At 69.8% G+C, this 26,669-nt stretch carries 22 protein-coding genes; 15 read left to right on the top strand and 7 right to left on the bottom strand.

Annotation, left to right across the window (positions count from 1 at the left end):
* Positions 1–106 precede the first annotated feature (106 nt).
* The 4 genes from KYK13_RS25095 (at position 107) to KYK13_RS25110 (ending at position 4,734) form a co-directional block, all read left to right on the top strand.
* Positions 107–1,231 carry a hybrid sensor histidine kinase/response regulator gene (locus KYK13_RS25095; RefSeq protein WP_223634285.1) on the top strand — a complete coding sequence of 375 codons (1,125 nt, stop codon included), beginning with the start codon at positions 107–109 and terminating at the stop codon, positions 1,229–1,231.
* Positions 1,232–1,253: 22 nt separating this feature from the next.
* Positions 1,254–2,879, top strand: a complete 1,626-nt coding sequence (locus KYK13_RS25100; protein ID WP_223634287.1) for an ATPase domain-containing protein — start codon at positions 1,254–1,256, stop codon at positions 2,877–2,879.
* The gene (locus KYK13_RS25105; RefSeq protein ID WP_223634289.1) at positions 2,876–3,232 is read left to right on the top strand and encodes a response regulator; all 357 of its coding nucleotides are present in this window, start codon (positions 2,876–2,878) and stop codon (positions 3,230–3,232) included. The genes KYK13_RS25100 and KYK13_RS25105 overlap by 4 nt, the downstream gene beginning before the upstream one ends.
* 119 nt (positions 3,233–3,351) lie before the next feature.
* Complete coding sequence (locus tag KYK13_RS25110) at positions 3,352–4,734, top strand: MATE family efflux transporter (RefSeq protein ID WP_223634291.1); 1,383 nt, start codon at positions 3,352–3,354, stop codon at positions 4,732–4,734.
* Positions 4,735–5,240: 506 nt separating this feature from the next.
* Here KYK13_RS25110 and KYK13_RS25115 read toward each other — a convergent pair.
* Positions 5,241–5,378 (bottom strand): hypothetical protein, encoded by a 138-nt coding sequence (locus KYK13_RS25115; RefSeq protein ID WP_223634293.1) that lies wholly within the window; start codon positions 5,376–5,378, stop codon positions 5,241–5,243.
* A gap of 357 nt (positions 5,379–5,735) precedes the next feature.
* On the opposite strand from KYK13_RS25115, the gene KYK13_RS25120 reads away from it, so the two are divergent.
* The 4 genes from KYK13_RS25120 (at position 5,736) to KYK13_RS25135 (ending at position 9,017) form a co-directional block, all read left to right on the top strand.
* Positions 5,736–6,959 carry a glutathione-independent formaldehyde dehydrogenase gene (locus KYK13_RS25120; protein WP_223634294.1) on the top strand — a complete coding sequence of 408 codons (1,224 nt, stop codon included), beginning with the start codon at positions 5,736–5,738 and terminating at the stop codon, positions 6,957–6,959.
* A gap of 65 nt (positions 6,960–7,024) precedes the next feature.
* Positions 7,025–7,429 (top strand): two-component system response regulator, encoded by a 405-nt coding sequence (locus KYK13_RS25125; RefSeq protein WP_223634296.1) that lies wholly within the window; start codon positions 7,025–7,027, stop codon positions 7,427–7,429.
* An 87-nt stretch (positions 7,430–7,516) separates the two neighbouring features.
* A complete protein-coding gene (locus tag KYK13_RS25130) occupies positions 7,517–8,548 on the top strand; it encodes a hypothetical protein (RefSeq protein ID WP_223634298.1) in 1,032 nt (343 codons plus the stop codon).
* A gap of 76 nt (positions 8,549–8,624) precedes the next feature.
* Entirely contained in the window at positions 8,625–9,017 is a 393-nt protein-coding gene (locus KYK13_RS25135; RefSeq protein ID WP_223634300.1) for a hypothetical protein, read from the top strand.
* Positions 9,018–9,160: 143 nt separating this feature from the next.
* Here KYK13_RS25135 and KYK13_RS39370 read toward each other — a convergent pair whose 3' ends face one another.
* The 4 genes from KYK13_RS39370 to mprF all read right to left on the bottom strand — a co-directional run bounded on the left by KYK13_RS39370 (position 9,161) and on the right by mprF (position 17,612).
* Positions 9,161–10,627 (bottom strand): FadR/GntR family transcriptional regulator, encoded by a 1,467-nt coding sequence (locus KYK13_RS39370; RefSeq protein WP_370645158.1) that lies wholly within the window; start codon positions 10,625–10,627, stop codon positions 9,161–9,163.
* A gap of 1,197 nt (positions 10,628–11,824) precedes the next feature.
* Positions 11,825–13,387, bottom strand: a complete 1,563-nt coding sequence (locus KYK13_RS25145) for a carboxylesterase/lipase family protein (RefSeq protein ID WP_223634302.1) — start codon at positions 13,385–13,387, stop codon at positions 11,825–11,827.
* A 137-nt stretch (positions 13,388–13,524) separates the two neighbouring features.
* Positions 13,525–15,069, bottom strand: a complete 1,545-nt coding sequence (locus tag KYK13_RS25150; protein WP_223634305.1) for a virulence factor family protein — start codon at positions 15,067–15,069, stop codon at positions 13,525–13,527.
* Positions 15,066–17,612: a bifunctional lysylphosphatidylglycerol flippase/synthetase MprF gene (gene mprF, locus KYK13_RS25155; RefSeq protein WP_223634308.1), complete on the bottom strand. Its 2,547-nt coding sequence runs from the start codon at positions 17,610–17,612 to the stop codon at positions 15,066–15,068. Before mprF ends, KYK13_RS25150 begins: the two co-directional genes overlap by 4 nt.
* Positions 17,613–18,347: 735 nt before the next feature.
* Here mprF and KYK13_RS25160 point away from each other — a divergent pair.
* The 4 genes from KYK13_RS25160 to KYK13_RS25175 all read left to right on the top strand — a co-directional run bounded on the left by KYK13_RS25160 (position 18,348) and on the right by KYK13_RS25175 (position 21,581).
* Positions 18,348–20,414, top strand: coding sequence for a methyl-accepting chemotaxis protein (locus KYK13_RS25160; RefSeq protein ID WP_223634311.1), 2,067 nt, complete (start codon positions 18,348–18,350; stop codon positions 20,412–20,414).
* A gap of 32 nt (positions 20,415–20,446) precedes the next feature.
* On the top strand, positions 20,447–20,665 hold the full coding sequence (locus tag KYK13_RS25165; protein WP_223634314.1) for a hypothetical protein: 219 nt from the start codon (positions 20,447–20,449) through the stop codon (positions 20,663–20,665).
* 24 nt (positions 20,666–20,689) lie between these two features.
* Positions 20,690–20,833 carry a hypothetical protein gene (locus KYK13_RS25170; RefSeq protein WP_223634317.1) on the top strand — a complete coding sequence of 48 codons (144 nt, stop codon included), beginning with the start codon at positions 20,690–20,692 and terminating at the stop codon, positions 20,831–20,833.
* Between the two features lie 109 nt (positions 20,834–20,942).
* Entirely contained in the window at positions 20,943–21,581 is a 639-nt protein-coding gene (locus tag KYK13_RS25175; RefSeq protein WP_223634320.1) for a hemolysin III family protein, read from the top strand.
* 7 nt (positions 21,582–21,588) lie between these two features.
* On the opposite strand, the gene KYK13_RS25180 is transcribed toward KYK13_RS25175, so the two are convergent.
* Positions 21,589–22,605 carry an SDR family oxidoreductase gene (locus KYK13_RS25180; protein ID WP_223634324.1) on the bottom strand — a complete coding sequence of 339 codons (1,017 nt, stop codon included), beginning with the start codon at positions 22,603–22,605 and terminating at the stop codon, positions 21,589–21,591.
* A 207-nt stretch (positions 22,606–22,812) separates the two neighbouring features.
* Here KYK13_RS25180 and KYK13_RS25185 point away from each other — a divergent pair, with 207 nt between their 5' ends.
* The 3 genes from KYK13_RS25185 (at position 22,813) to KYK13_RS25195 (ending at position 26,098) form a co-directional block, all read left to right on the top strand.
* Positions 22,813–24,054, top strand: coding sequence for an FAD-dependent oxidoreductase (locus KYK13_RS25185; protein WP_223634327.1), 1,242 nt, complete (start codon positions 22,813–22,815; stop codon positions 24,052–24,054).
* Positions 24,055–24,294: 240 nt separating this feature from the next.
* The gene (locus KYK13_RS25190) at positions 24,295–24,909 is read left to right on the top strand and encodes an SRPBCC family protein (RefSeq protein WP_223634330.1); all 615 of its coding nucleotides are present in this window, start codon (positions 24,295–24,297) and stop codon (positions 24,907–24,909) included.
* A gap of 19 nt (positions 24,910–24,928) precedes the next feature.
* Positions 24,929–26,098, top strand: coding sequence for a zinc-dependent alcohol dehydrogenase (locus KYK13_RS25195; protein WP_223634332.1), 1,170 nt, complete (start codon positions 24,929–24,931; stop codon positions 26,096–26,098).
* Between the two features lie 84 nt (positions 26,099–26,182).
* Here the strand turns inward: KYK13_RS25195 and KYK13_RS25200 are convergent, their stop codons facing one another.
* Positions 26,183–26,518 (bottom strand): hypothetical protein, encoded by a 336-nt coding sequence (locus KYK13_RS25200; protein WP_223634335.1) that lies wholly within the window; start codon positions 26,516–26,518, stop codon positions 26,183–26,185.
* Positions 26,519–26,669 lie beyond the last annotated feature (151 nt).

A 26,669-nucleotide genomic window follows, 5' to 3' on the forward strand; every position in this document is an offset into this window, starting at 1 on the left:
GGCGGGCAACACCCGGAGGCGCGCCTGCCACACTCCCGCCAATTATTTTTGAGTGCCGGTGGTTCCATTGGACGGCCGCGCCCCCACTGTAGTCGCTGCACTGCCTGTGAACGCCTCTGACTCCAAGAACGCCCCGGCCCCCCGGCCCGCCGCCACGGTCCTCAACGTCAACGACGACCCTGCGACGCTGTACCTGCTGAGCCTCACGTTGAAGCAGGGCGGCTACCAGGTGATCGAGGCCACGGGAGGACGCGAGGCGCTGAGGCTTGCCCAGGGGCGGCCCGACCTGGTGCTGCTGGACGTGCACATGCCGGACATCGACGGCTATGAGGTCTGCCGCCGCCTGCGCGCGGACGAGGCCACGGGCGACCTGCTCATCGCCCACCTGTCGTCCGTGTCCGTGCAGCGCGAGGACCGCGTGCGGGGGCTCGCGCAGGGCGCGGACGCGTACTGGACGCGCCCGCTGGCGGAGGACGAGCTGCTCGCCAACATCGAAGCGCTCCTGCGCCTGCAGGGGCGCGCCCGGGACGCCGTGCGCGCACGCGACCGCTTCCTGAGCATCGCCGCGCACGAGCTGAAGACGCCCCTCACCGTGCTGCGCCTCAACCTGGAGCGCGCGGTGGAGATGGTGGAGGGCGACGCGAACGCGGGCGGCCCCATGGAGAAGCGCCTCACCCCCGCGGTGCGCCACCTCACCCGGCTGCAGAACCTGGTGGACAACCTGCTGGACGTGTCGCGCCTGTCCACGCAGGGCATGGCGCTGCTCGTGGACACGGTGGACTTCACCCAGCTGGTGCGCGAGCAGGTGGAGCGCTTCCAGGCTCCGGCCCGCAGCGCGAACGTGGCCCTGGACGCGGAGCTGCCGGACGCCCCCGTGCTCCTCTTTGGCGACAGGCGCATGCTGGAGCAGGCCGTGGGCCACCTGTTGTCCAACGCCATCAAGTTCGGCGAGGACCGGCCCGCGAAGGCGCGCCTGTCCATCCACGAGGGCCAGGCGGTGCTCGCCGTGGAGGACCAGGGCGTGGGCATCGCGCCGGAGGACCACGCGCGCATCTTCCGCCGCTTCGAGCGTGTGTCCGCCGGCGGCCGCTTCGAGGGGCTCGGGCTGGGGCTGTTCCTGGCCCAGGAGATCGCCGCCGCGCACGACGGCACCTTGACCGTGAAGAGCGCCCTGGGCCAGGGCGCGTGTTTCGAGCTGAGGCTCCCCTTGCATCGCACCCAGCGGTACTGACGTCTCCAGAGGAGAAGGATTCGTGGCGAACACCGAAGACGCGGACGGGAGCAACAAGTCCGCCGAGGGCAAGAGCCCGGCGAAGCGGCTCATCACCGGCGTGCCCCGGCTGGACTTCATCACCAAGGGCGGCCTCATCCAGGGCTCCTCCTACGCCATCATCGGGCCCCCGGGCTCCGGCAAGACGGTGCTGGCCAACCAGATCGCCTTCCAGCACGTGAAGAACGGCGGCAAGGCGCTCTACGTGACGCTCCTGTCGGAGTCGCACGGGCGCATGCTGGAGAACCTGTCGCAGATGACGTTCTTCGACGACAGCATCATCCCGGACCGGCTCCAGTACCTGAGCGGCTACCGGGACCTGGAGCGCGACGGGCTCAAGGGCCTCCTGGAGCTGCTCCGCAAGAACGCCCAGTCCCACGGCACCACGCTGCTCATCATCGACGGGATGGACGCGGCGAAGGAGTTCGCCCGCTCGGACCTCTCCTTCAAGCGCTTCCTCCAGGACCTGCAGACCTTCAGCAGCATCCTGGGCTGCACCACGCTGCTGCTCTCTCCGCACCATGAAGGGGAGATCCACCCGGAGAACACCGCGGTGGACGGCATCTTCGAGCTGTCGCTGTGGCTGCACGGGCCCCGCGCGGTGCGCGAGCTCATCGCCATCAAGTTCCGCGGAGGGCCGTCGCTGCTGGGCCGCCACGAGGTGGAGATCAGCAACCAGGGCATGGTCATCCACCCGCGCACGGAGGTGCAGTTCGCGCACCCCGCGGCGGAGGGGCGCGAGGACCGCATCCGCATGCCCTTTGGCATCCCCCGCCTGGACGAAGCGCTCCGGGGCGGCGTGCTGTCCGGCTCCACCACGCTGCTGCTGGGCGCGCCCGGCACGGGCAAGACGCTGCTGGGGTTGCACTTCCTCCTCCAGGGCGCGCGCGAGGGCCAGCCGGGCGTCTACTTCGGCTTCTTCGAGACGCCTCCCCGCCTCATCGAGAAGGCGGAGGGCACCGGCATGGGAGACCTCAAGAAGTTCGTGGACGAGGGCCTCATTGAAATCCAATGGCAGCCGCCGCTGGAGCACAACCTGGACTCGCTGGCGGAGCGGCTCCTGGAGCGCATCGAGGAGCGCAAGGTGGACCGCCTGCGCCTCTTCATCGACGGCGTGTCCGGCTTCCGCTCCGCGGCGGTGTACCCGGACCGCATGGGCCGCTTCTTCTCCGCGCTCACCCACCAGCTGCGGATGATGGACGTCACCACGCTGTACTCGGATGAGACGCCGCTGTTCAGCCCCGGCGTGGAGATGCCCCAACCAGAGGCCGCGTCCACCGTGGAGAACGTCATCCTGGTGCGCTACGTGGAGCTGCGCTCGCAGCTCTACCGGCTGCTCTCCATCATGAAGATGCGCGAGAGCGCCTACGACAGCGCCATCCGCGAGTTCTCCATCTCCGAAGAGGGCATCCAGGTCGCGGACACCTTCGAGAGCGCGGAGAGCATCCTCACCGGACACGCGCGCATGTCCGGCGGCGAGTCTTCCCGCCCCGGCAACGTGAAGGCGCCCCTGGGCTCGCGCAAGAAGCAGGGCCGTCAGCCGCGCGCGAAGAAGAAGCCGGCCGCGAAGAAGGCTCCGGCGGGCGCCTCCCGGCGGAGGCGCTCATGAAGACCGTGCTCGTCGTGGACGATGAGCAGGACATCGCCGAGGCCATCCAGGCCATCCTGGAGGAGGAGCAGCTGCGCGTCGTCATCTGCGGCAACGGCCGCGAGGCCCTGGCCAGGCTCCAGGAGGAGAAACCCGACCTGGCCATCATCGACGTGATGATGCCGGTGATGAACGGCTACGAGACCATCGACGCCATCCGGCAGCGCGGTGGCCACCCCTTCCCCATCCTCGTCATGAGCGCCATCCAGCCGCCCAAGGCGAAGGCCGAGGAACAGCAGTGGGCCGGCTTCCTCAAGAAGCCCTTCTCCCTGCGCGACCTGGTGGACGCCGTGACACGGCTGACAACTTCGTAGGTCCCGCTCTCACTTTTTCAGCGCCAAGCATCCGCGCCAGGCAGGCAGCCGGCGCGGGGCTTCTGGTTGAAATCGAAACATCGCGCGCGCACAGTGGGTCCACCTGACGCGACGCATCCATGCACACTGAAGTCGAGACGACTCCCGCCCGAGAGCCGGGCCTGTTCCGGCTCACCTGGCCCATCTTCTTCGAAATCTTCCTCTTCATGCTGATGGGCACGGCGGACACGCTGATGCTCAGCGGCGTGTCGGACGCCGCGGTGTCCGCGGTGGGAGTGGTCAACCAATACGTCTTCATCTGCATCCTGGTGATGGAGGTGGTGAGCCACGGCGCGTCCATCGTCGTTTCGCAATACCTCGGTGCGAAGCGCAACGCGGAGGCGGCGCGCATCGCGGCGCAGGCCATCACGATGAACTTCCTCCTGGGCCTGACGGTGAGCGGCGGACTGCTGTTGTCCGCGGACGCCATCCTGGGGCGGATGAACCTGGAGCCCGGGACGCTCGCGTACGCGAGCACCTACTGGCACATCGCGGGCGGATTCCTCTTCCTTCAGGCGCTCATCAACGTCTTCTCCAGCCTCATCCGCACGTACGGCTTCACGCGGCAGTCCATGTACGTGGCCATGGGCATGAACGTGGTGCACGTGATGGGCAACTGGGTGCTCATCTTCGGGCACTTCGGCTTCCGGGCGCACGGCGTGGCGGGCGCGGCCATGTCCACCGTCTTCAGCCGCGCGGTGGCGGTGGGCGTCTTCGGGTGGATGCTCTGGCGGGTGATGGACGTGAAGATGCAGCCCACGCACTTCGTGGCGCTGACGCGCGAGTACGTGCGCAAGATCCTGCGCGTGGGCGTGCCGTCCGCGGTGGAGCAGATGACGTACCACGCGTGCCAGACGGTGTTCCTGTACTACGTGACGTACCTGGGCCCGGTGGCGCTGGCGTCGCGGCAGTACGCCAACGCGATGTCCCAGTACGTGTTCCTGTGCAGCCTGGCCATTGGCATGGGCACGTCCATCCTCGTGGGCCGGCTGGTGGGGGCGAAGCGCTCACAGGACGCGTACGCGCGGGTGCTCAAGAGCCTCAAGTGGAGCATCGGCATCACGGTGGCGGTGGACGTGACGGCCATCCTCCTGCGTGAGCCGCTCATCCGCGTCTTCACGCAGGACGTGGACATCCTGCGGCTCACCTCGCAGGTGCTGGTGCTGAGCCTGCTGTTGGAGACGGGCCGCTCGTTCAACCTGGTGCTGGTGAACGCGCTGCGCGCAGCGGGGGACGCGACCTTCCCGGTCATCATGGCGATGATCTCCATGGTCTGCATGAGCCTGCCGCTGGGCTACTTCCTGGTGTTCCATCTGCAGCTGGGACTCGCGGGCGTGTGGCTCGCGGTGGCCGCGGACGAGTGGACGCGCGGGCTGGCCATGTGGATGCGCTGGCGCAGCCGCGCGTGGGAGCGCCAGTCGCTGGTGTCTCCGGCAGAGGCGCCGGTGGTGCTGGCGCACTAGAGGGCATTGCGTCGACACGTTATCGACGGAGGCGAGCTGGGCCGCGGCCGGGATGTGCTGCGCATCCTGAAGCAGCTGGGTGTCACGAAGCGGGGCGCCCCCGTGTGTACCCACCCGGACGGCGCCCCCCTGAAGCCCACCGCCGCGTTCATCTCCTCGGGGAACCACAACCACGCCCCCGCCAGTCGCTGCTGGGCGTCCTCTCCGGCTCGAAGCCGCTGCAGCGCTTCCATGTCCCCCCTTGCGAGCCGGACCGGACGGGCTTCGTGGGGCGCAGCGGCGCGAAGTCCAAGGGCTTCACCGCCAGCGACCGGCCCCCGGGGTGCTGGGCCACGTCGTCCTCTACACCAGCGACACGCTCACCCGGCAACACGACGGCACGGGAGTCACCTTCCGCGTGGCGCCCCCTCGGATCCGGGAACGGGTTTCGCTTGGAAGCGGTACGCGCACGTCTGTGAGGGTGACCCTGTTCCTCCCATCCAGGCCCTGCGGAACACCACGCCCACCTACAGCTTCGCGGACCTGGTGAGCGACTCGCGGTCTCCGGACTTCAACATGCCCGGCAGCCCCATCCGGGACTTCATCATCAAGGACACCCATTCCAAGAAGCGCAAGAACAGCGGCACCACCGCGTCCAGCCCCACGCGCGTCTACGTCCACCCCAATGACATCCAGCGCATGGCGCGATGCGTGGGGTGCAACAAGGCCGCGGGGAAGGCGGCGAAGTCCCTGGCCACCTGCGGCGGCGACCTGGACCGGGACGTGTGCCCAGGTGCAAGGACCAGGAGGACGACGAGGCCCCCTGCGACGACGACCTCGTCTCCGACTGAAGCCACGCGCATTCCCCGTCAGGAAGCGCGCCAGCCGCAGCCCTTGCTCCCGCGCCCGCCCTGCACGCCTGCACGGGGCGGCCGAGCTCGCCATCTCGTGCGCCGCTTCCCTTGGACGTGCGGCATCCCACTTTTGGTGGGCCGCGTGACGGCGCAAACCGGGAGAGGCTCATGCTCGCAGTCGTCTACAAGCAGAACAGCCAGGTGAAGGTGGAGGAGGTCGAGGATCCCAAGGTGGAGGCGCCTACGGACTGCATCATCCGCGTCACCTCCGCGGGCATCTGTGGCAGCGACCTGCACATGTACGAGGGCCGCACCGCCTCCAAGCCAGGGCAGGTGTTCGGCCACGAAAACATGGGCGTCGTGGAGCAGGTGGGCGCGGGCGTCAGGAGCATCAAGAAGGGAGACCGCGTGGTGCTGCCCTTCAACATCGCCTGCGGTACCTGCTTCGACTGCGTGCGGGGCCGCACGGAGGCCTGCCTCGTCGCCAACCCAGAGGCACCGCACGCCGGCTACGGCTACGCGGGAATGGGCCCGTACCGGGGTGGACAGGCGGAGCTGCTCCGGGTGCCCTGGGCGGACTTCAACTGCCTGAAGCTGCCCGGGCAGCCGGGTGACGACCTGGAGGATGACTTCCTGCTGCTGTCGGACGTGTTCCCGACCGCCTACCATGGCACCGAGCTCGCGAACGTGCGACCGGGCGCCACGGTGGCCGTGTTCGGCGCGGGCCCGGTGGGCCTGCTCGCCGGGTACTGCGCGCTGCTGCGCGGCGCCTCGGAGGTCTACGTCGTGGACAGCGTCCCCGAGCGCCTGGCCAAGGTGAAGGAGATGGGCGCCATCCCCATCGACTTCACGAAGGGCGACCCGGTGAAGCAGATCATGGACCTGCGCCGCAAGAACCCGCTCATCATGGGCGCGCTGCGCCCCGGTGAGGAGAAGGCCATGGGCGTGATGTGCGGCATCGACGCCGTGGGCTACCAGTCGCGGGACATCAAGACCGCGGACGCGCACGGTGGCCGGGAGAAGCCCACCCAGGTGCTGGAGCAGCTGGTGGAGCTGGTGAACCCCACGGGCTCCATTGGCGTCGTGGGCGTCTACATGGCTCCGGATCCGGGCGCTCCAGACGAAAACGCCAGGCAGGGCATCTACCCACTGCCGTGGGCCAAGGTGTTCGACAAGGGCATCACCGTGGGCACCGGCCAGACGCCGGTGAAGCGCTACAACCACTTCCTGCGCGACCTCATCATCGCGGGCCGCGCCCGGCCGAGCATGATCGTCAGTCACCGCCTGCCGCTGCAGGACGCGCCGGACGCCTACCAGAAGTTCGACGCGCGCAAGGATGGCTACACCAAGGTCATCCTCAAGCCCCAGCTGAGCCCCAAGGCCCGCGCCTAGGCACAAGGCCCTGTCCCGGGTCCCAGGGTGTGCCCCCTGGGACTGCGGCGGTATATGGTTTGACGGTGGACGTCCTCGACAAACCCTCGACCGTGCTGGTGGTCGAGAGCTACGACGACCTGCGCGAGGCGCTGGTGGCCCTCCTCGTGCTGGAGGGCTACACCGTGTTGTCCGTCGCCACGGCCACGCAGGCCCTGGACGTGCTGTCCCACCTCCCCCGGATTCCCTCCCTGGTGCTGTTCAGCCTGTTGCTGCGCAACCCGGAGGACCAGCGCTTCCTCACCCGGCTGCGCAACCTGGACCTCACCTCCAAGCTGCCTGTGCTGGCGCTCACCGCGGACCCAGACCTCCAGGCGGCCCCGCCCGGGACGGTGGGCCTCCTGGGCAAGCCGGTGCGCACGGAGGTGCTCCTGGCCGCCGTGGACCGCTACCGGACGCGGCCTGACGGTTCACGCCGTGGGCGGATATAGGTACGGATAGACCGCAACTCCGGGCGGCAAGGGTCGATAATCCATCAAACGTCCACCGTCTCCGGTGGTTCGAGGGGGAGACCCAACATGTCCAGAATCGGCGAGTCGCCTGGCGGTGTCACCGCGGCACGAGTGCAGCAGACGCAGACCCCGGCGGTCCGCCCGCCTCCTCCGCCGCCGGCCCCGGTCGCCGCGCGGCGCCCGTCCGACACCTTCGAGTCCGGACATGCCGCCCGCCGAGGGGGCCCCGCGCTGGGAGCGCCGGCGCCCACGGCCACGCCCACGCCCACGCCGGTGGGAACGGCTGGCACGGCGGTGCAGACGAACGGCGGCACGGTGGCGGACTACCAGGTGGGTCCTCCCCGGCGTCCGGACATCCACCACGACAACGGCTTCCTGCAGAACCCCAACGACCCCAACGACCCCACCCCCATCCCCACGGAGAGCCCGGGCCTGGGTGACTACGCGGCGCGCGCCGAGTGGGAGTTGAAGCTCAACGCCGCGCGCGCCGTCCAGGGCATCCCGGGTGTACCGCACAACAACATCCCGGACGGCCTGGACACGTACGACCACTTCCTGCACGGCAACGGGGCGGACCGGCACTTCGACTACGAGCGCTTCGTGAGCACGGACCCCGCTGGCCAGGCGGTGCTCACCAACTCCACGCGCGACACGCAGCAGGCGGCGGAGGCGGCGTACAACCAGATGATCGCGCAGGACCCGTCGCTGGCCGGCAAGCCGGTGACGTTCCAGATCACCGGTTCGCAGATTGGCGTGGGCTCGAGCGAGCAGTTCCCGTACCCGGAGACGGAGAACTGGCAGAAGGCGATTGGCGGCCACTCCATCTGGAACAGCGCGACGGTGACGGTGTATCCGCCGGAGACACCGGGCGGGAAGCCCCGCTTCGAGATGGACATGACGCTCCACGCGGAGGACCGCTACAACTTCAATCCGGGCCAGCAGGACATCAACACCGGCACGCCGGACGCGGCCAACGGCCGGCTGGAGCGCACGGGCCTGGGGCACCAGTACACCAACTACGGCACGCTGCAGCGGCACGTGACGTGGAACCAGGGGAGCCCCGAGAATGCGACGTCGCGTCCCATCGGTGGCCGTTAGGCGCACGCTGGCTACCACCCTGCTCGCGGGGTGTGTTTCGCTGGCATGTGACAAGCCCTCAGGGGGGAGTGCATCCATGACGACAGAGACGGCCGCGCCGGCGGCGAAGACGGGAACGGACCTGGAGACGCTGGAGAAGACGGTGACGCTGCCGCGCCGCCCACAGGCGGTGCAGTGGCGCCAGTCGCCGCGAGGCATCCAGGGAGGGCTGGGCCCCACGGACACACAGTTCCTCGCGGTGCTGGAGTACCCGGAGGCGGAGGGCCAGGCGCTCCAGGCCACGCTGAAGCCCACGCGGCTGACGGTGAAGGTGGATGACGGCGGGTGGCTGCCAGTGGCCACTCGCGAGGCACTGAAGGGAGCCACCGCCTACGACGCGGCGCCCTTCTTCAAGGGGTCGCTGCGCCAGGGCACCGTGTTTCAGTTGCCCCAGTCGAGCACCTTCGTCCTGGTGCTCTTCAGCGCCTGAGCAGGCCGCCAGCCATCCCCAGCCCTTTCGAGCGCGAAAGCAAAGCACGGAAGGACGCGAAGGTCAGTGATGCACGCGCCCCCCTGCATAGGGAGGGCGCACCCAGCATCCGGAGCGATCCAGGACACAGCGCCCCGCACCACTCACGGGGCCGGGGCGCCCAGGGACTGGGCAACAAAGAGCAAGAGGTGCGCGACCCACCGGCCCAAGCGCCCCCATGTGCCGCAAAACAGTCCATCCTCCCGGGGCTTCACCCCAGGGACGTGTCGGCGAGAGTCGACAGGAGGAACCTCGGATGCGAGGCCCGCCTCCAAGGGTGAATTCCTCCAACTGGTCCGCGCTCCCGAAGCTGAGCCCAGCACGGACTCCCGTCCGGAGGACAAATCCCCGGCATCACTGGATTCGAGCCCCAGCGAAGAAGGGAGCCGCTGCCCCTCAGCCTCCGGCGCCCCCAAGCGGTCCTCACCAGGGAGGCAACGAGCGACCCCAAGCGCATCACCGTCCTCGGAGCCAGGCACAAGACAGCGGATGCCGCACGTTCTCACGCAAGTGTGTTCCGCGACCGCTTTGTCCTGATCAGCGACCGGCGCAAGGTGACCAAGACCATCCGCCTCCACGGAGGCGCGTCCGTCCTGTACGAGAGCTGGCGCAAGGAGAGCAAGACCACCCACCTCCCTACAGGGACGTGCGTCGGGCCGTTCGTCTCGCACGGGGCTTTGCACGGGAAGACCGAGGCCCTGCTTCTCCATGTTGAGGGGCACCTCGTACGCAGCGGACTGCTCGGCGACGGGTTCGACCCAGCCAGGGCCACACACATTCATGCCGGGAACGGCCTCCATCGCATCGGCCTGCGGGGTGGCTGACACAGGGACGCCAAGGTGGCTTTCCTCGTCACGATGGGTTTCGTGGGACACAGGCTCCTTGGAGACACGCGCGAACTGTTCGAGCACACGCTCATCGCGAACCGTCATCAGCATTGGCAGGTCCTGCTGGAGCGCCCGCACGTCACGCTCCGACAGAGCATTCATGGCGCGAATAGCCCACTCGCGCAACGCATCACCGCCCATGAACGGCAGCAGTCGGGCTGCGGCTCCCAGAAAGGCCCGTTGCAGAGACTGAACAAGGAGCACATGCCCGGGCCGCTCCGCCACGCGGGCCGCCAGCCGCAGCAACTCAAACTCCACCTGGGCGCACCGCTCTCCCGATTCCCACTTCCCCGCGTCCCAAAGCCCGAAGCAGACCTGCGACAACTGATTCAAATCCCCCTGCGAGGCCTTCGCGCAGCAGTCGACCAGGAGTTCCACCATCACCTGCCGCCGGAGGCTGAAGTAGCCCTCCAGGAGCCACCGGGCCTCCGCCGAGCGCGCGTCATGCAGCGCCAGCCCCAGGTTCTCCAGCGTCAGCGACTCATCCAGTGCCACCGCGCGCGTCCTACGTCCGGGACGCTGCACCACCAGGCCCCGCGCCGCCAGCCGGCGCAGCGCCTCACGAATGGTGCCCCGACACACGTGATGGCGACGCGCCAGCTTCACTTCCGAGCCGAACTGCCCGCAGGGCGGCAGCCGCCCCAGAGCGATATCGCGCTCCAACTCCGCCTCGATATATGCCACGAGCCCACCCCGTCCCATCCCCATCCCCTTCCTCGTCTTCGTCCCAGCATCGCCATCCAACCACAGGGGTCTGACATGGACGCGGGTGGTAAACTGTCCGCGTCTCCTTCCGGGACAGCGCGCCCCGGGCCTCAGTCTGCGAAAACCTGTCCGTCTGTCGGACAGGTTCACGAACGCGGAGGCCGCAGCGCAGACCTGTCCGTCTGTCGGACAAGCTCGTGGCATCCGTCCTCATGCGGTGACAGCCTGTCCGACTGTCCTACAAGCTCGCAGGCCCGTGTCCCCGCTTCGTGTCGACCCTTCCGAAAGCCAGACATGCACACAGGCCGGATCCCATACGGAGAAAACCGGCCTGACAATCAAGGATGTTCGCGTCCCTGAACCCAAGACTGAAGCCGTCTGACTTTCGAACGCGCTCACGGTGTTTGTCCGAAATTGGCGAAGACCTGTCCGACAACGCAAACGAATGCGGCGCGGGCCACCAAGCGGCGAAACCCGTCAGACTGTTCTACAGATTCGCGACGGGTCGCCCAGGGCTGCACTGAGCCTGTCCGAATGTCCTACAGGTTCGCGGCGTGAGCCTTGGGTTACGAAAAAGACCTGTCCGACTGCTTTGCAGGTTCGCGGCCGCAGGCTGCGGGGCTGCGAAAGACTTGTCCGACTGTCCTACGAGCTCGTGGCTGGGCCCTGGGGCGCGAACAAACCTCTCCGATGGTCCGACTGTCCTACAGGTTCTCGACGGTGGCGTTGGCCAATTAGAACTTGTCCGACTGTCGGACAGGTTTCTGGAAAGCGGCCTCGGCGGGCAGCCTCTGCTTCCATGGCCCCATCTTGGCGTTCCCATGGTTACACCGTCGTGGCCCATGGCTTTTCCTGTCCATGGGTCCACGCTGGCGCTTGTTCGACCACTCCTCCGCGGACCGTGGCGGTCCCGGCCCGCCGTCCCCTGTTGGCATGTGTAAATACTCCGCCGCGGACCATGGTTGTCCGTGCTCCTGATTCCATGTTGGCGCCTGCTCGAGCACACCTCCTTGGGCCATGGTTGCGCTCCGCGAGATTCTGGTTATCACGGAGACTCATCGCCCTCGGGATTCGCCTGCGTGTTTCTGGCGGCCGGCTCAGGCCACGGTCGGCAGGGTGCCGGAGACGGCTGGCATCGATTGTTCTCTGCCAGCCGCCCTCTTTCGTCTCAGGGTGCTACGGCGTGCCTTCAGGCCGTGACCTCTTCTGAGGCGTGGCGCCGTGATGAACGTTGCGCGGCGTCCCGGACTTCTCATCCGCGCCACTGTCCGCTCCGTTGATGATGGCGCTCGCGAGCAGGAAGGCATTGAGGCGCAGCTGCATGAAGTTGTTCTCCATCTTCGGTGGCTGCTGCATGCGCAGGGTGCGGTCCTCGCCCTGCTGGTGCTTCGGCCACTCCGTCGCGGATGCGGGCGCTCCTGTGCGGGCGAACTGGAGCAGCCAGCCACTCACCTGGCGCGAGTATTCGCGGTCCTCATCCGTGAGCACGTCCTGGGTGGGCGGGCAGCGGGCCACCGTGTCCAGGAAGTATGGAACGTCCGAGCCGTGTGGGACGCCGCCGGGGAATTCCGGGCGGAGCTCGGTGGCCGTGTACTCGAAGTAGAAGCGCCACGCGTCGGAGACCTTCTGGTGCAGGTCCGCGACCTGCCGGGGGATCAGCGTGAAGACGATGTCGCGGCACACCTGCCGCGCCAGTTCCTCGTCGGGCGACACTCCTGGATAGAGCAGGCCGATGGGCACGTTGTTGTCCCGTAGCGCCTGGAGGACTTCCACGGGGTCCCTGCCCATGGCCTCCATCACGCTCACGTCATCGCTGGTGCTGCCCAGGATGAGCGGCACGCGAGCCTGCTGCTGCGCCTTGAACGTGGACAGGATGGACTGCGGCAGCACCGTGTCCCCCGCCACGGCCACGGGCGCCAGCGAGTGCTCTGGCGGCTGCTGCCAGAAGGACTCCGCGGGCAGTTGGCGCAGACGCTCCGGCGTCGCGTCCGCGTCCGCCACGCCCATGTCGCGGATCAGCGCTTCCCCCTTGAGCAGCGCCTTCTCCAGCGGCATCTCGTCCAGGCCGTACACGCTCATCGCCACGCCCCGGTGGAAGTAGGGTCGCGCAGCCTCCATGCAGTAGAGGGCCAGCACGCTCTTCGCGCCCGCGGACTGGCCGATGATCGTGACGTTGCTCGCGTCTCCGCCGAACTTCGCGATGTTGCGGCTCACCCACTGGAGCGCGGCGAGCTGGTCCAACAGGCCGAAGTTGGCGGCGCCGCCCCCCGGCTCCTGCAGGAGTGCCGGATGCGCCAGGAACCCCAGGTGCCCCAAGCGGTAGTTGAGCGTGACGAGGATGGCGTCCCGCGACGCCAGGGGGACGCCGTTGTACGGGGGCAGACCACTCGCGCCAATCACATACGCGCCGCCGTGAATCCACACGATGACGGGCAGCTTCGCCTGGGGATCCGCGCGGGGTGTCCAGACATTGAGGTAGAGACAATCCTCGCCCATCGGGTACGGATCCCCTCCGCCTCCCGCGATGCAGGCGTCGCGAGACTGGAGCGAGGATTTGCCGAACGTGGACGCCTGCCGGATGTGCTTCCAGGGCACGACCGGGGCGGGCGGACGCCAGCGCAGCGCGCCCACGGGAGGCTGGGCGTAGGGAATGCCCTTGAAGGCATACACCCCTTCCTCGACCACGCCTTGGAGCTGTCCTTCGACGGTGCTGACGACGGGTGCGGACTGCTGGACCATGTTTGGAACCCCCCACGAGGCCAGACCCGCCAGGGCCGGGCCGGAGCGAAGTAGAGATTCCGTTCGTGCAAGTCAATGCAGGACATCCCAAAGACAATCTCCGTCCGCCAGCCGACTCGCGCCCCGACTCCGGAGCATCAGGGCAATGCCATACCGAGTTCCCGCAGGACGAGCCGGGAGATGGCGGCATAGTCCCCGTCGAAGTGGTGCCCCCCCTTGAGCAAAACGGCTCGGGCACCGGGCACTCCGGACAGCGTGGGGCAGAGACTGTCGGAGAGTTCCTCGTCGCCGTAAAGACAGAGCACGGGCGTCCCCTTCAGGGCCTGCACGTCCGGGAGCACCGCGTTCGTGGGCTGGCCCTTGCCACCGAAGATGTCGGTGACGTGCACCTCGAACTCCGCCTCCTTGCCGGGCGCGAGCAGCACGGCCAGCCGCACGCGCTCACGCAGTTCCCCTGGCAGTCGCGCGGCGATGGCCGGCACCACGTCCGCGCCACGCGAGTAGCCCACCAGCACCACGCGCTGCTTGCCCCATGCCGAGAGGAAGTGTCGCAGCACCCGGGCCACGTCCGCGGACGTCTCCTCCGGTGTGCGGCGCTTCCAGAAGTAGCGCAGCGAGTTGAAACCCACGACGGGGATGCCCTGCGCGGCGAGCGACTCGGACACGGACTGGTCCAGGCTGGCCCAGCCACCGTCGCCAGTGACGAAGAGCGCCAGCGTGTCGCTCGGGACGTTCGACGTCGCGGGGACCTCCACCAGCGGCAGCCCCTCCACCGACGCATCCCCCGCGAGTGCCCCCTCACCCGCATCCGGCGCGGGCGCGCCCGTGGAGACGGGCGGCCATTTCTCCGAGCCGAGCGGCGTGGCGGCGGCGTCATGCGCGGCCAGCAGCGCCCCCTGCCATGAGTCCACCGGCATTCGGGCCAGTCCCGGCCCCGGCACCGTCAACACTCGGGCCATCTCCAACGCGCGGGTGAAGTCGTGGGCCGCCTTCACCGGATGGTCCGGGTCGCGGTCCGCGATGAGCACCACCCAGGGCTGCTTCAGCGCTCGCGCGGGGGCCAGCCGCTCGCGCGCGCCCTTTTCCGCGCGCGAGCGCACCAGCCCCGCGCCCGGACAGAGGGTCGCGGACGTCGCCAGCTCCGGCGAGAAGTCCACGCTCACCGCGCCCCGGAACGTGCCCGGCGGCGCCTGGGCCAGCGCCGCGTAGGCCACCGCCGCGCCCACGCCATCCCCCACGAGGACAGGGTGCAGGTACTCGGGCAGTTCCGCGTGCTGCTGGTACCCCTGGCTCAAGACCTCCAAATCACCCGCCGGGTAGCCGCACCGGGCGCCCTTCTCCAGGGCGTGCAGGTAGGCCCTCGCATCCACCGCGAGCACCAACGCGCCGTGCGAGGCCAGGACCCTGGACAGCTCCAGCGCGCGGCCCTGATCCGCGGCTCCGTCCGCGAGGAACAGCACCACCGTCCCGGGCCGCTCCGGCGGCGTCACCACCGTGACCTGGCCAAAGCGGCCCCCGGCGTGCAGCGTCTCCACTCGGGGCGGGGACGGGGCCACGGGCGCGGGAGCGGCCACGGGCGCCGGAACACCGGGCGTCTCCGCGCACGTTCGCGCCCACGGAACAAGCACCAGGGTCAACATCCCCACGGCGCCCACCACGAACCAGCCCGCGCGCCTCTTCATCTCGCCACCACCCCTCCCAGCCCTCGCGAGACCAGCGAAGCCACCCCCGTGAGCACGCCCGGCAGCGCGAGCCCTCCGGGGGATGCCAGGTAGCGCGGTGCCCAATCCGGGCGGAACTTCTCCTTGTACTGGCGCAGCCCCTGGAAGTTGTAGAAGTGCTCGCCGTGCCGGAACACGAGCGCGCCCAGCCGGTTCCACATCGGCGCGAGCGTGCGCTCCTCGAAGCCGCTGAAGGGCGCCATGCCCAGGTTGAAGCGCTGGTAGCCCTGCTGCCGGCCCCACAGCATCAGCGAGGTGAAGAGGAAGTCCATGGCCCCGTGCGGGCTGCCCGGCAGGTAGCGCATGAGATCCACGCTCAATTCCTCCTTCGTGTCCGGCGCCCACACGTTGGCGAAGCCCGTGAGGAAGCCGTCCTTGCGCACCAGCGCCACCGGCCCCTGCTCCAGGTAGCGCGGGGAGAACCACCCCAGGCTGAAGCCCTTCTCGCGAGTGTGCTTCTCCTCGAGCCAGGCGTCGGAGATGACCCGCAGCTGGGGCAGGAGCCCCGGCACGGCCTCGCGGGGCTGAACCTCGAAGGTCCAGCCCTCGCGCTCCATGCGGCGCACGGTGTGGCGCAGGCTCCGGCGCTCCGGCCCCTCCAGGCTGAAGTCCTGGAGCGGCACGGTGGCCTCCTCGCCCAGCTTGAGCAGCGTGAGCCCCAGATCCAGGTAGCGCGGCAGCGCGCCCGGGCCCACCTGGTAGAAGCACGCCCAGGCGTGGTGCCGGTCCGCCAGCTCGCGAAAGCGCCACGCCAGCTCCGTCGCCGCGTCCGCCGGCCCCACCGGGTCGCCCATGGAGACCCAGGCCCGCCCCGACACGCCGTACATCAGGAACGCGTTGCCCGCGTCGTTGATCAACAGGGACTTGTCCCCCACCAGCGCCAGCGAGGCCATGGATTCCTGGGCGCTCGCCACCAGGGGGCGCACCCGCTGCAGCTCCTCCACCGTCGGCGGGTGCGTGCGCGGCCCCGCCGGCCGCAGGAGCGCGGCCAGCCCCGCCACGGCTGTCGCCCCGACCACGCCCACGCTGGCGCGCAGGAAGCGCGGCGCATCTCCGGAGAAGGCGAAGTGCCACCAGAGGTCGTGGCTGTATTCGACGTGCCGGTAGGAGAAGAACCCCAGCCACACCGACGCGCCCACCACCGCCGCCGTGGCCAGGAGCCATCCGGGACTGAAGGCCTCCGCGAACAGCGACGTATGCCGGTAGAACTGCTGGTGGAACGGCGCCAGCGCCGCGGCCAGCATGAGCAGCAGCGAGGCCTCCTCGTAGTCCACGCCCTTCACCACGGAGAACACCGCGCCCGCGACCAGCAGCACCTGCGTCAGCACGTAGGCCGCGTCCAGGCGCCGCTGGAGCCCGCGCGAGAGCAGGAGCAGCGATACGCCCACCAGGCTGCCCAGCAGGTGCGATGCCTCGAGGAGCGGCAGGGGCACCAGCCGGCGCAGCAGCGCGAGCCGCTCGGCTTCGGCGGGCGTCGCGCCGGAGAACAGCAGCACCGTGCCCGCCAGGAACGCCACCGCCGACGCGACCCATGGCACCACCGGCGCGAACGAGCTGTGCACCACCTTCGCCAGCCGCGTGAGGTGATGGCGGCGCTGGAGCAGTTCGTGCCCCGCGAGCAGCAGCGCCGCCACCATGAACGGCACCAGGTAGTAGATGATCCGGTACACCAGCAGCACGCCCACGACCTGGGGCGCGGGCACGCGGGGCGTGAGCGCGGAGATCATCACCGACTCGAAGACGCCCAGGCCCGCGGGCACCTGGCTGGCCATGCCCGCCAGCTGGGCCAGCGCGAACAGCGCGGTGAGCGACGGCAGCGACACGCCGCTGCCCGGAGGCAGCAGCACCCACAGCACCGCCGCCGCCAGCACCCAGTCCCCGCACGACACCACCAGCTGCGCCAGGGCCCGCGCGGGCGTCGGCAGCGTCCACTCCATGCCGCGCACCCGCAGCGGCTTGCGCACCGTGGCGCACGCCACGAAGTAGCCCACGAGCAGCAACGCCAGCGCCGCCCCCACCCCGTGCGCCACCGGCGCGGACAGGGACAGCACCCCGCCCCCGCCCTCGATGAGCAGCGATGCGCTGGTGACAGCGGCCAGGCCCAGCCAGAACGTGAGCGCGTTGAACACGGACACGCGCGCGACGTCCAGGGCGGTGAGCCCCCACGTGGAATACAGCCGGTAGCGCACGGAGCCGCCGCTCAGGAACGACGCGCCCAGGTTGTGCCCGAAGGCGTAGCCCACGAAGGACGTGAACCCCACACGGGAATACGGAATCCGGTGCCCCGCGTGCCCCAGCGCCAGCACGTCGTACAGCGTGAGCGCCAGGTAGTTCACCACCGTCACGGCGAGCGCCACGAGGATGCGCCCGGTCGTCACGGCGGCGAGCCCCGCGCTCACGTCGTCGCGGTGGAAATGCGACAACTCACGGTGCAGCACGTACGCCGCCACGCCCAACAGCAACAGCGGCAGCGCGGTGGTGAGGACTCTCTGGACCTTCGACATGCCGGGCTCTCCCCCGACAAGGAACACAGCATCCGGCGTGCCGATGCCTCGTGGGAGGAACCCGGGGGCGAATCTCCGCCCGAAATGCCCCAGCCGGGGCATTCCGCCCCACCCTCGTGGACGCAGCAGCCAGGCGTGCGGCCAGGGCTGGCTCCAATCCGGGCTTGCGCTCCGTGAACGCCCCATCCGCCTGAACGAAGAGGCGTCGGCACAGGACGCCGCCGGAGCTGCTCACCCCGCGGCCTCGAACCGCGTTGGCGCGCTCCCCGTTGTATTGAAGACACGCATGGGACCTGGGTACAGGCGCACCGGCCCTCACTCCATGCGCTGTCGTGGGCGGCACCCTGCCGGGCCATCACACGCCCATCCCCCGTCAAGGCACGCGACCCCGCCCCACGTGCGAGACGGCGCCTTCCGAGGAGCACCAGCCCCCCAGGGTAGGGCCTGACGGCGGGACCGGCGTGACGGCCGCCTTGAGAACAATTCCATGTTTTACGTCTTTTATCCGGTCCAATTCATCAGCGCGGTGAACAGCGAGTGAAGCGCAGCGGCCGGAGGGGCTGCGGGGAGGCATCCGGGACCCAATTTACTTTGCCCCCGCTTGCGCTGGAGCATGTGTCTCGAATGTGTCGCTCCCGCGTCTTCGCTCTCGACTCTCCGCCCCAGCGCCCCTTCTTCCGCGGCCCCCGGAAGCCCCTCGCACCCCGGCTCGGGGCCGTGGGAGCCGTGCTGGTGATGCTCCTCGCATTCACCTCCACCGCTCGGGCGGACACGGCGGGAGCGCAGGTGGCGCGGCCCGCGCTCGACGGTTGGCGCTTTCGCTGGGGGGACTCGCCACAGGGGACTGATGGCACTCCCACGTGGGCGACGGAGCCGGAGGACGCGCCGGGCTGGCAGGACGTGGGCGCGCTCAAGGAGCCTCCGGGCCGCGGGACGAACACGTTCCTCTGGCTGAGCATCCCGCTGCCCCAGGGCGCCTGGCTGGAGCCCGCCCTCTTCCTGGGCAACGTCGCCAATGCCTTCGAGGTCTACTCCGGCGGCCAGCGCGTCTACGTCAGCGGCGGCCTGAGCCCCACCGGCCAGGAGACGATGGAGAACATGGTCTGGCACCTGGTGCCCCTGCCTCCCGCGTCGCTCGGCCACCGCGTGCTCCTGCGCATCCAGGCCCATGGGCCCGCCATCGGCATCACGCGCGACGCGAAGGTGGGCTCGCGCCAGGAGCTGCTCGCGGAGGTGACGCGCATGGGCCTGGCGCCGTTCGTCCTGGGCACGGTGCTGCTGAGCGTTGGCGCGGTGGCGCTGGGCGCAGCCCTCCTGCGCCGCCAGTGGCGGATGCTCGTCGCGCTGGCCGTGTTCTCCGCGGGCTCGGGCGCGCTGCTGCTGGGCTCGAGCGGCCTGCTCCCGGCGCTCTGGGGCCAGCCGGCCACCGGGAGCATCCTCACGCTGCTGGGTTCGTACGCCATCCTGCCCGGCCTCGCGTGGTTCATCTCCGATACGGTCGGCGCGGACAAGCTGCGCTGGCTCCGCCGCGGCGCGGCCGTGGTCACCGTCCCGGCCATCATCCAGGCGGTGCTCGTGGTCGTGGACCTGGCGGACGCGTGGCGCCTCCTGCCCCTCTTCGTCCTCTATTCGCTGCCCGGGCTGCTCATCTGCGTGGGCGTCGTGGTGGTCCAGGCCTGGAAGGGGGACAAGGACGCGCGCATCTTCGTCGCGGGCCTGGGCATCCTCACCTTCGTGCTCCTGCTCAGCACGCTGCCCATGCTGGGGCTGATGGAGGCCACCGACAGCGAGGTGCACTGGGGCTTCTTCGCGCTCACGCTGTCGCTCGTGGCCATCGTGGCCCGGCGGTCCGCGGAGGTGGTGCGCGCGCTGGCGGAGTACTCCCACCAGTTGGACGCGCGCCGCAAGGACGTGCACCTGCTGGCGGAGGGCATGGGCCGCGGCGCGGACGAGCTCGCCGCCGTCGTGCAGCAACTGCAAGCCTCCAGCGAGGAGCAGACCGTGGGCATCAGCCGTCAGGCGGCGGCGCTGCGCGAGTTGGAGCAGACCGTGGAGGAGATCCGTCAGGGCTCGCACGTGACGTCGGAGAAGGCGCGTCTGCTCGCGGCGTCCGCGGAGAGCGCGGAGGCCGTGGGCCGCGAGGGCGCCGCGGCCCTGGAGCGCACGCTGACGGACCTGGCCGCCATCCGCACGGAGGTGTCGGAGATGGCCGCGCGCATCCTCGCGCTCGACGAGCGCACCCGCGAGGTGTCCAGCATCGTCGATGACGTGAAGACGCTGGCGGACCAGTCCAACATGCTGGCCATCAACGCGGCCATCGAGGCGGTGCGCAACGGCGACAGCGGCAAGGGCTTTGGCGTGGTGGCCAAGGAGATGCGCCGGCTGGCGGACCAGTCCATCCGCGCCACCGAGCGCATCCGCGACGTGCTCGACGGCGTGAGCATGAGCATGCGCGAGGCCGCGCAGACGAGCGAACAGGGTGAGGCGCGCGTGCAGGTGAGCCTGGACGCCGTCCGCAACTCCGGCGCCCAGTTGCAGAAGCTGGCCAGCATCATCGGCGACACCAGCGGCAGCGTGCGGCAGATCACCCAGGCCGTGGCCCAGCAGGACTCGGGCACGCACCAGATTGCCCAGGCCATCCAGGAGCTGTCCGGCCAGATGCAGCGCACGCTGCAGGCGGTGGAGGAGACGCGCACCGTCACCCAGTCCGTGCAGACGCTGGCGGAGGTCATGTCGAGCGCCGCGAGCAACGCGCTCCGCTCCGGCAAGCTGGACGGCCAGCAGCCTCCCCCGGCCACGTGAAGCCCGGGACTGGTCCGGCTACACTCCGGGCCATGGTGCCCCTGACCGACCACTCCGGACTGCCCCCCGAGCGGCGCGCCGCGCTGGAGCGGGAGCTGGCGCCGCTCACGCTGCTGCAGGACGTGGTGCGCTGGGGCTTCGCGGGCACGCCGCCGCGCGACGTGGCCGCGGTGGTGGTCCAGGACGAGTTCACCCACGACGTGGTGCTGCCCTGGGAAGAGGAGCGCTACCTCGTCTTCGACACGACCTGACTGGGCGGGGTCACCTCGGTCTCCGTGTGGGACCACTGCCCTACCGCCGATGAGCTGCTGGACGCGAGGCTGCGCGCCGGCTGGACGCCCACGCCGACGAGCACCGTGGACGGGGACGTCGTCCTGGGCCACGCCGCGTGCCGGGCGCGGGCCAAGGCCGCGCGCTGATGTCCTGGCGACACTCGCCCGGAGCGATGCGTCGACCCTGCGACGTCCGAAGCGATGCGATGCGCGGACGCTGACGAAGCCATGACGTGCCGGAAGTAACGAGCACCGCATGGAAGAGAGCATGAAGCCCCGGCTGCGCGGCCTGTCCCACGTCATCGCGTTCGTGGCGGCGCTGGCCGCGTGCGCGCGGCTGGCGCTGATGCCCGTGCAGGGCGTTCAATACGCGGCGAACCTGGTGTTCGGCGGCAGCCTGGTGCTGATGTTCGGCGTGAGCGGGGGCTACCACTGGCCCACCTGGAGCGCGGCGACGTACCAGCGGATCCGCCGGTTCGATCACGCGGCCATCTTCATCCTCATCGCGGGGAGCTTCACGCCGCTGGCGACGCTGGAGCCCTTGGGGGGCCTGAGCCAGCGGCTGCTCTGGGTGATGTGGGGCGCGGCGCTGACGGGCGCCACGCTGACGCTCGCGGGCATCTCCGCGTCGCGAGGGCTGCGCTCCGGTCTCTACGTGGCGCTGGGCTGCGTGGCGGCCCCGGTGTTCTGGAACCTTCCCGGGGTCATGGGACGGGACCGGGTGGGCTGGCTCTTCTTCGGTGCCGCGCTCTACGCCGTGGGCGCGGTGGTGTACGCGCGCCGCTGGCCGGATCCCCTCCCCCGGGTGTTCGGCTACCACGAGGTGTTCCACCTCATGGTCGTCGCCGCGGCCGCCACGCACTACGCCGTGCTGATGGACTTCGTGGGGCGGTGAGCGCGCGTCACGGATTGCCGCGGCCTCCTGACGCACCGTAGATCTGCCCCGTGATGTAGCTGGCCTGGGCGCTGGCGAGCTCCACGTACACGGACGCGAGCTCCGCCGGCTGGCCGGGGCGGCCCATGGGCGTGTTCTCCCCGAACTTGACCAGGTTCTCCTGCGTCTGGCCTCCGCTCACCTGCAGCGGCGTCCAGAACGGGCCCGGCGCCACGCCGTTCACCCGGATGCCCTGCTTCGCCAGCTGCTTCGCCAGGGCCTTGGTGAAGATCATGATGCCGCCCTTGGTCATCGAGTAGTCCAGCAGGTTCTCCGACGGATCATACGCGTTCACCGACGTGGTGTTGATGATGGCCGAGCCCGGCTTGAGGTGCGGCACCGCGGCCCGGGTGATCCAGAACATCGCGTAGAGGTTCGTCTTCACCGTCCAGTCGAACTGCTCGGTGGTGATGTCCAGGATGGAGGCCTGCGACACCTGCCTGCCGGCGTTGTTGACCAGGATGTCCAGCCCGCCCAGCCGGGCCACCGCGTCCGCCACCAGCTTCTTGCAGAAGTCCTCCGTCCGGATGTCCCCGGGCAGCGCCACCGCCTTGCGCCCCTCCGCCTTGATGAGCTTCACCACCTCCTGCGCGTCCGACTCCTCCGCCGGCAGGTAGTTGATGGCCACGTCCGCGCCCTCGCGCGCGTACGCGATGGCGGCCGCGCGCCCGATGCCGGAGTCGCCCCCGGTGATCAGCGCCCTGCGGCCCGCGAGCCGGCCGCAGCCCTTGTAGCTCTTCTCGCCGTGGTCCGGCCGGGGCGTCATCTTGCTCGCGAGGCCCGGCCAGGGCTGCGACTGCTTCTCGAACGGCGGCTTCGGATACAGGGTGACGGGGTTCTGCAAGGGCGGCGCGGGCGCGGCGGCCGTCCCGGCGTCCGGGGCCGCCGCGGCGGGAGTGGTGGTGAACACCGCGGCGATGCCCGTCGCCAGCCCGCCCACCACCTGGCGACGTGAAGGCGCGTGGCCGTTGTCATCTGATTCCATCGTGTCACTCCAGGGCTTGGGGGAAAGGCGCCCGACCTAAGCGGGTCCCGGAGCCACGCGCAGAAGGCATTCACGTCAACGGACCGGTGGGTGACACCGCGGCCCGCGCCACGAACTGTGATTGTCGGTCACCGCACGCCGCATCGGCCGGCCATCCAGGTGCCGCGCCTGTGGCGAGAGGGAACCTTCCTCCGAGGAGGGAGCACCATGGCCGCGCAGACGCTCATCACGCAGTGCTGCATCGCGGGCGGAGGCCCGGCGGGCATGATGCTGGGGCTGCTGTTGGCCCGGGCCGGCGTGGAGGTGAAGGTGCTGGAGAAGCACGCGGACTTCCTCCGCGACTTCCGCGGCGACACGCTCCACCCCTCCACGCTGGAGCTGATGCACGAGCTGGGCTGGCTGGACGAGCTGCTCGCCCTCCCCCACTCCGAGGTCCAGGACCTGCGCTTCCAGTTCTCCGGTCATGACATCACCGTGGGGGACTTCCGCCACCTCCCCACGCACGCGCGCTTCCTCGCGTTCATGCCGCAGTGGGACCTGCTCGACTTCCTCGCGCGCAAGGCCGCCGTGTATCCCGGCTTCCAGCTGCTCCGCCGCACGGAGGTGACGGACCTCGTGCGTGACGTCGACGACCAGGTGGTCGGGGTCCGCGCGCGGACGCCCGAGGGGCCGCTGGAGGTGCGCGCACCGCTGGTGGTCGCGGCGGACGGCCGCAGGTCCCCGCTGCGGGAGCAGTCCGGCCTGGAGGTGCAGACCCTGGGCGCGCCCATGGACGTGCTCTGGTTCGGCGTGACGCGCAGGCCCGACGACGCGGACCCGCCCCTGGGCCGCTTCGAGCGCGGCGAGTTCTTCATCATCATCAACCGGGGCGACCGGTGGCAGTGCGGCCGGGTCATCCCCAAGGGGGGCATCGCGGCCATCCAGGCGCGTGGCCTGGAGGCCTTCCGCGAGGACTTCGCGAAGCGCGTGCCGTTCCTCGCGGGCCGCGCCGCTGAAATCCGAAGCTGGGACGACGTGAAGCTGCTGACCGTGCAGGTGGATCGGCTGCGCACGTGGTACCGGCCCGGCCTGCTGTGCATCGGCGACGCGGCGCACGCGATGTCGCCCGTGGGCGGAGTGGGCATCAACCTGGCGGTGCAGGACGCGGTGGCCGCCGCCAACCTGCTCGCGGGCCCCCTGCTCGCCCGGCGTGTCACGACCGGGGACCTGCGCCGCGTCCAGCAGCGCCGCGAGCTCCCGACCCGCCTCACCCAGCGCGCGCAGGTGTTCATCCAGCACCGCGTGGTGGCCCCGGGCCTCCGGCAGCACGCCTTCGGCGACGGCCGGCTGCCATTGAGCCTCCAGTGGGTGGAGCGCATCCCCACGCTGCGCCGCCTCCCCGCGCGCCTGGTGGGCCTGGGCATCCGTCCCGAGCACATCCACACGCCGGCCGCCGCGCCCCTTCACTGAGGAGCGCCGAACCGCCGGTTCCCACGGCCCGTGTCCCCGCGCGGCGCGGCCCCAAGGTTCGCGGGAAGTGCCTGACGCCCGCGCATCACCCTCCTGCGCGTCAGGCCGGGAGGAACCATGGCGAATTCACGAACGACGACGGCCCTGCAGGAAATCCGGTCCCGGGGAGAAGAATCCTGGGAGGGGGTCCGCTCAGGGCAATGGAGCAAGGCCGCTTCGGCGGTGGTCGCCGGAGCGCTGATGTCCCTGGGCCTGAGGCGCCGTTCCTTCGGGGGGACGGTGGTGGCCCTGGCCAGTGGCGCCCTGCTCTACCGGGGCCTGCACGGCCGGACGGCGCGTCGCGGGGCGGCGCGCGAGGGGGCACGGCGCGGAAACTTCGTCGAGGTGGAGCGCACGCTCACGGTGGGCCGCCCGGCGGAGGAGCTCTACCGCCTGTGGCGTGAACCCTCCACGCTGAGGCGCCTGATGGCGGGCTTCGCGGACGTGACGCCCACGGAGGGCGACGGCCGGCACTGGGAGATCCACGAGCCGCTGGGGAAGCTGAGCTTCGACTCCCGCGTCGTCGAGGACCGCCCGGCGGAGTTCATGAGCTGGGAGTCCACGGAGGGCAGCGCGGTGAGGACCCGCGGATGGATCCGCTTCCGTCCCGCCCCGGCGGACTGGGGCACCGAGGTGACCATGCACGTGGCCTTCCTCCCTCCGGGAGGCGCGCTGGTGGAGGCGCTGGCGCAGCGGCTGGAAGCCATCCCCGCCCTGCGCGTGATGACGGCGCTGCGCCGGTTCAAGAGCCTGGCGGAGACCGGGGAGCTGCCCACGCTGGCCCACAACCCTTCCGCTCGCGCGAGCGCGGATTGACCTGGAGGAGGACGAAGCCATGCGAGCCCTTTGCTGGAACGGCGTGAACGACCTGCGCGTGGAGACGGTCCCCGACCCGGAGATCGTCAACCCGCACGACGCCATCCTCCGCGTCACCCTGTCGACGACCTGCGGCTCCGACCTGCACTTCATCGACGGTTATCTCCCCACGATGAAGGCGGGTGACATCATCGGCCATGAGTTCATGGGCGAGGTGGTGGAGGTGGGGCGCGACGTGAAGAAGGTGAAGAAGGGGGACCGGGTGGTGGTGCCCTCCTTCATCGTCTGTGGCGAGTGCTGGTACTGCGGCCATGAGCTCTGGTCGCTGTGTGACAACACCAATCCCAAGCCTGGCTATCAGCAGGTGGCGTTCGGCTATCCCACCGCCGGCATCTACGGCTACACGCACGCCTTCGGCGGCTACGCGGGCGCGCACGCGCAGTTCGTCCGGGTGCCCCACGCGGACAACGACTGCTTCCTCGTGCCTCCGAACCTGCGCGACGAGCAGGTCCTCTTCCTCTCCGACGCGGCCCCCACGGGCTACATGGGCGCGGACTTCTGCGACATCCAACCCGGCGCCACCGTCGCCGTGTGGGGCGCGGGCGGCGTGGGGCTGATGGCCATCCGCAGCGCGTACCTCCTTGGCGCCGAGCGCGTCATCGCCCTGGACCGCTTCCCGGAGCGCCTGGCCATGGCGGAGCGGTTCGTGGGCGCGGAGGCCGTGGACTACAGCCAGGTGGAGAGCGTGGTGGACACGCTCCGGGAGATGACCGGAGGCCGCGGTCCGGATGCGTGCATCGACGCGGTGGGCATGGAGGCCCATGGCACCGGACCGGCCTACGCGTATGACCGGACGAAGCAGGCGCTGCACCTGCACACGGACCGGAGTCAGGCCCTGCGCGAGGCCATCCTCGCCTGCCGCAAGGGCGGCACGCTGTCCGTGCTGGGCGTGTACGGCCTGATGGACAAGTTCCCCCTGGGCGCCATCATGAACAAGGGCCTCACGCTGCGCACCGCGCAGCAGCACGGGCAGAAGTACCTGCACCGCCTGATGGAGCACGTGGTGAAGCGCGAGCTGGATCCGTCCTTCCTCGCCACGCACCGCTTCTCCCTGGAGGACGCGCCGAAGGGCTACGAGCTCTTCAAGAAGAAGGAGGATGGCTGCGTGCGGGCCGTGTTCACTTCTTGAGCGGAATGCGGCCGCCCTTCCCACAGCTCCACACCCGCGCGTGGGAGGGGCGAGCGCATCCACCGAAGCGCTGAAGGGCAATGCCTAGCAGCTGGTGCAGACCGGCCGGATGAGCTGCCAGCCGCCGCAGCCGTTGTCGCCGCAGCACGTCTGGTAGAGCGAGCCGGACCGGCCGTAGCTGCCCTGCGGCCAGCTGCCGTCGCCGCCCACCTCGCGACACGCGGCGCAGGTCGGGGACCAGATGATGTCACTGGCCAGGTACTCGCCAATGGCACAGCTGGGCGTCTTGCCAATGCCCTGCTCCACCTGCGCGGCCTCGGGGGCCGGCGGCGCCGCGTCCGGCTCCGACGCCGGGCCACAGGCGGCCATGAGGCCCACGGAGAAGGTCGTCAAAACCAAAGCGCGGATCATGTTTCGCATGCGGAATGCTCCAGGTGGCGGAGACAAGAGCGCCTCGCGCCCGCGGTCCGTCAGAAAGCGATACTCTGCGCAACCCTGACGTCTGGCTTCGACCCCCGCTGTTCCTTTCCTGCTCCGGTGCCCGCAATGGCTCTCCTTCGTCCGCTGGCGG

Source organism: Corallococcus sp. EGB (genome assembly GCF_019968905.1).
GTDB lineage: Bacteria > Myxococcota > Myxococcia > Myxococcales > Myxococcaceae > Corallococcus.